We start from the raw sequence: 4,692 nt of genomic DNA on the forward strand, positions 1-4,692 counted from the left end.
CTGTACAGCGAAGCTTTCTTCGAGGTGCTTGATGGCGGTCGAGACCGAGGGCTGCGCGATGTAAAGCTTGCGTGACGCTTCGGCCACGCTGCCGCACTCGACGGTAGTGACGAAATACTTGAGTTGCCGCAGGTTGTACGCTGCCATTGCTACCTCGAAAGTCCTGGAGCGGTGCATCAAAACGGTGCGCGACAGCGACACTTGTCGCCGGCATGCATGCGCATAGAGCACAAAAAAAACGACCGCCCGTTAGAGTCAGCCTATCGCGTGATGCGTTTCATGATCTTCAATCAGGCGTATCAAGAATCGGGCCGTTCGTCATCGCCCTTATGCATGCAGTGTGAATCTACCCCCCCCCTGAAACGCTAGTTGTTATAGCTCAGGGTTTACCTTGTTGTTGGCTAAACGCTTCTGTTTTCAAACACCTCACGCAGTGCTTCGAAAATTCCGGCTCGGCCTCTTTTGCACGCACCCAAGCCCCTTTGTCTTTAGCGCAGATTCGTTTCAGCGATCAGTAAAACCTGTCCTGATGATTTCGCTATATTAAAATATATACAGCGGTCGTTATGATGTACGCGCCCAGCCGGCTGAGATCCCAATGCGGACCAACGGCGAATACGCAGAGGCAATTGGATGGAGATAGGCACCATCAGAAAACTCATCAAGACAGCACAGCTTTGAGGACCAAGATGAGCGGGCAGACATACCCCTACACAGCCTGGGTGCTGACCAGAAATTTTGCAGTGATCGAGGTCCAACTCGTCGGGCGGACCGGCGACGGTCAACACGAACGTACGCTGAAAGGAAAGTGGTACACGCCTGATGCTCTTTTCAAAACCCATGAGGACGCGATCCAGGCAGGCCGCGCGCGCATCAGGATTGCGCGTGCCGAGATTGCCAGGAAAGCGGCGGTGCTCGAAGAGAGGAGCGCGTCGCTGGACAAGGTGGCGCGCCGACAATAAGCAGAAGGGGCGTGCAGGGTGTCAAGCACGCTGCCGAACTTCCCGGCGCCAACGTGCCGGCGAGCGCTCAGTGCGGTGTCAAACACAGCGCACGGCGAAAAGGATTGTGCGTCTCGTTTGCCCTACAACAGTGCAACGGTTGCTGTTCAATCCGCCCAGGATGCTTGGATCTGATTCTTCAAATCCGTTGGAATCGGTGCGAAATCCAGGGAGCGGGCTTGGTCCTGCCCACTCTCAAGCGTCCAGCGAAAGAAATCATGCACGGCCTTCTGGCGAGTCGCGTCCTTGGGTTGGCGGTACATGATAATGAACGTCGCAGCAGTCATCGGATAGGCTTGCTCACCCGGCGCGTTAAGCATCGACAGGTCGAAGTCCTTGGCGTTTTTCCAGTCAGCGGTTGCCGCTGCGGCCTGGAAGCTTTCCGCACTCGGGGCGACGAAATTGCCCGCCGCATTCTGCAGCAGCGCGTAATTCAATTTTTGCTGCTTGATGTAGGCGTACTCCACGTAACCGATGGAGTTGGGCATTTGTTTGACGTATGCCGCAACACCTTCACTGCCCTTGCTGCCGAGCCCTACTGGCCATTTCACCGAGGAGCCTTCGCCTAATCTGGATTTCCACTCAGGGCTGACCTGCGAAAAATAACTGGCAAGGTTGAACGTGGTGCCTGAATCATCGGAGCGATAAACCACGGTGATCTTCGCGTCAGGTAGCTTCTGGCCAGGATTGAGGGCCACGATGGCCGGGTCGTTCCACCTGATGACCTTGCCCATGAAAATATTGGCCAGCAGCGGCCCGGTGAGCTTGAGGCTGCCAGGCGCGACGGAGGGGACGTTGATCACCGGCACCACGCCACCAATCACTGACGGAAACTGCTGAAGCCCCAATGATTGCAGCTCGGCAGACTTCATCGGCATGTCACTGGCGCCGAAATCCACCGCCGCTTCCTTGATCTGCGCGATACCGGCGCCGGAACCAATGGATTGGTAATTAACGCGGATGCCGGTCTTCTTGTTGTAGTCGGTCGCCCATTTAAACAGCACGGGATAAACGAACGTCGAGCCTGCGCCGGTTACTTCGGTGGCCGCGCTGGCGCTGGAGAGTATCGATAGAGTAAGCGCAATACCCAGACCGGCGCTGAGCATCATTCGGGAAAGCTGAAGCATGGGGTGACTTCCTGTAATCGAGCGACATCGAGTGTGATGTCCTTATGGGATCACAGTAATCAGCACGTTTTTGTGACAGCGAGTGACGATCCGAACGCCAACCGATCTAGTGGGGGAGTGAGCTTGCTCATGAGGGGCCGATATATTCATTGCCTCTCTGGCGATAAATCATCTTCTGGTCCAGAAGTCCCCATAACGCATTTGCGATGATGACTCACATAAGCATCTTCCGTAATTGGAGCCGGGCTTGTCCCGCGACCGGCGGGGAACCCGTCGTAAACCTTCGCACGCGGTATGACTGGCAGACCGCGCACACCAGGTTTACTGCCGCTGCGCGCCAGGTCGCGGGACACGCCGCGCTCCAGTGCGCTCTGGCCCTGACCCGCCATGTAGAAGCCTCGCAAAGGCGTCAGTTCGGCTAATACAGGTGTTAAGGCAAGTCCACGCAGGCATAAAACGCCGTCAGCACTTTCACCAAGTGCGACAAGTCCTGGCTACCCGCCAATTCGCGGATCGAGTGCATCGCGAACGTGGGCAAGCCGATGTCGACGGTGCGCACACCGAGGTGGCTGGCAGTGATCGGGCCAATGGTCGAGCCACAGCCCATGTCGCTGCGCACCACGAAACTTTGCACCGGGACCTCTTCGGCCATGCACAGATGACGGAAGAAACCGGCGGTTTCGCTGTTGGTGGCATAACGCTGGTTACTGTTGACCTTGATCACGGGGCCTGCATTGAGCTTGGGGCCATGATTGCCGTCGTGTTTGTCGGCGTAATTGGGGTGTACGCCGTGGGCGTTGTCGGCTGACACAAGCAGCGATTTCTGAATGGTGCGCACGTAGTCGTCACCTTCAGGCAGCAGGCGTTGCAGAATCTGCTCCAGCATCGGGCCATCAGCGCCACAGGCTGAGGAAGAACCCACTTCTTCGTGGTCGGTGCAGACCAACAGGCACGTTTGCTCCGTATCGGTATTGAGCAACGCTTGCAGCCCGGCAAAGCACGACAACAGATTGTCCAGGCGTGCGCCGGCAATGAAGTCGCCATTGAGCCCCACGATTGCGGCACTTTGGGTGTCGTAGAAACTCAGCTCGTAATCGAGCACCACGTCAGCGTTCAGGCCGTGCTCGCGGGTCAGTTGGTCGGTGAGCAGGGCGCGGAAATCAGCGCGCTCGTCACCGGCGACCTGAGCCAGAATCGGCGGTAGCTCGTTTTGCGGGTTGATTGTCCAGCCTTCATTGGCGGTACGATTGAGGTGGATCGCCAGGTTCGGGATGACCGCAATCGGCAGTTTGAAATCGATCAGTTGGCTTTCGACTTTGCCATCGCGGCGGAATGTCACACGGCCTGCCAGCGACAGATCACGGTCGAACCACGGGGCGAGCAGGGCGCCGCCATACACTTCAACGCCAAGCTGCCAAAAGCCCTGACGCTGCAACTCAGGCTGCGGCTTAACGCGCAGGCAAGGGCTGTCGGTATGAGCGCCCACCAGACGAATGCCGTTGCCCAATGGCGAAAGACGACCCAGCTTGAACGCAACAATGGACGAATCGTTACGGGTGACGTAGTAGCGACCACCGGCTTCGGTGGTCCAGGTTTCACGCTCATCGAGACGCTGAAAGCCAGCGCCTTCCAAGCGTTGGACGAGGCTTGCGGTGGCATGAAAGGGGGTGGGGGAGGCCTTGAGGAAGTCGATCAGGCCTTGGTTCAACTCTTCGCGCATAAGTTACTCCAGACAGCAATGGGCGCGAGTTTACAGGCCTATGCCTGTTGGAGCGAGTGGCCTTATGGCGGGTTGTATTTCCTGTGTTGGGAATGGGGGTATTCGTTATTTGGGGTGGGGCTGATAACGGTTGCGCTCTTACAGCAGATCGCATTTGAGGCACTGGGATTGTGTGTATATCCGTTATTTCGGGTGATGCTGATATGGGTTCCGCTCTTACAGCGGGTTACTTTTGGCAAACGCCCCAAAAGTAACCAAAAGGTCTGGCTCCTGGTTTGGCCCCTCCTTCGTCGGGGTTCCCTCACTCCGGCGACGCTCCGTGGGCACGCGCCGAACGGACATCCATGCCCGTCAGCCCACTGCGCGCCGCCTACGTTCGGCCTGCACCCAAGTCGCGATTGGCGGTGTCTTTGCCATCGCGTATGGAAAATCAAAATCAAAAGCAAAGAGCGCTTTGTTTTTTTGATCTGTGTTGTACAGAAATTTTGTGAACGCCACAGATTGCGACTTTGGGAGGCCGAGCGCAGGTGTTGCGCAGCCGGGCGTACGACATGGATGTCGTGCGAGCGCCGCTAGGACATGGATGTCCGTTCGGCGCGTCCCGGCGGAGCAATGCCGGAGTGAGGGAACCCCGACGAAGGAGGGGCCGGACACGGGAGCAGGGCCTTTTTGGTTACTTTTTTGGCTCTTGAAAAAAGTGACCAGTGCCACACATCCACGGGAGCGTGTTGCCTTTGAAGACGATCGTGCCTCCCACCTTGTTCTCCTTCCTCCTCTCTTTGCGCTCCGTCTCATCCTCATCCCTGTCCCACCCAACATGTACATCACCCTCCCACTCCGCGCC

Annotated in this window: 4 protein-coding genes; 1 reads left to right on the forward strand and 3 read right to left on the reverse strand. The window is 57.3% G+C overall.

Features of this window, described 5'->3' with window-relative positions; all coding sequences use genetic code 11:
• Positions 1 to 147, reverse strand: a 147-nt coding sequence (locus VGC62_RS07665) for a LysR family transcriptional regulator (protein ID WP_331186473.1), incomplete at its 3' end; no start/stop codon positions are given.
• A gap of 542 nt (positions 148 to 689) precedes the next feature.
• On the opposite strand from VGC62_RS07665, the gene VGC62_RS07670 reads away from it, so the two are divergent.
• Entirely contained in the window at positions 690 to 962 is a 273-nt protein-coding gene (locus tag VGC62_RS07670) for a hypothetical protein (protein WP_331186471.1), read from the forward strand.
• A 146-nt stretch (positions 963 to 1,108) separates the two neighbouring features.
• On the opposite strand, the gene pstS is transcribed toward VGC62_RS07670, so the two are convergent.
• Together pstS and VGC62_RS07680 are read right to left on the reverse strand one after the other, a co-directional pair.
• The gene (gene pstS / locus VGC62_RS07675) at positions 1,109 to 2,110 is read right to left on the reverse strand and encodes a phosphate ABC transporter substrate-binding protein PstS (protein ID WP_414705758.1); all 1,002 of its coding nucleotides are present in this window, start codon (positions 2,108 to 2,110) and stop codon (positions 1,109 to 1,111) included.
• Positions 2,111 to 2,558: 448 nt separating this feature from the next.
• Positions 2,559 to 3,848, reverse strand: a complete 1,290-nt coding sequence (locus VGC62_RS07680; protein ID WP_331186472.1) for a M18 family aminopeptidase — start codon at positions 3,846 to 3,848, stop codon at positions 2,559 to 2,561.
• Positions 3,849 to 4,692 lie beyond the last annotated feature (844 nt).

Source organism: Pseudomonas sp. (assembly GCF_036404235.1).
Taxonomy (GTDB): Bacteria; Pseudomonadota; Gammaproteobacteria; order Pseudomonadales; family Pseudomonadaceae; genus Aquipseudomonas.

What these genes read in the sequence shown, in the direction of transcription:
- VGC62_RS07670 (WP_331186471.1), top strand. Translation starts at nt 690, where the DNA reads ATGAGCGGGCAGACATACCCCTACACAGCCTGGGTGCTGACCAGAAAT.
- pstS (WP_414705758.1), bottom strand. Translation starts at nt 2,110, where the DNA reads ATGATGCTCAGCGCCGGTCTGGGTATTGCGCTTACTCTATCGATACTC.
- VGC62_RS07680 (WP_331186472.1), bottom strand. Translation starts at nt 3,848, where the DNA reads ATGCGCGAAGAGTTGAACCAAGGCCTGATCGACTTCCTCAAGGCCTCC.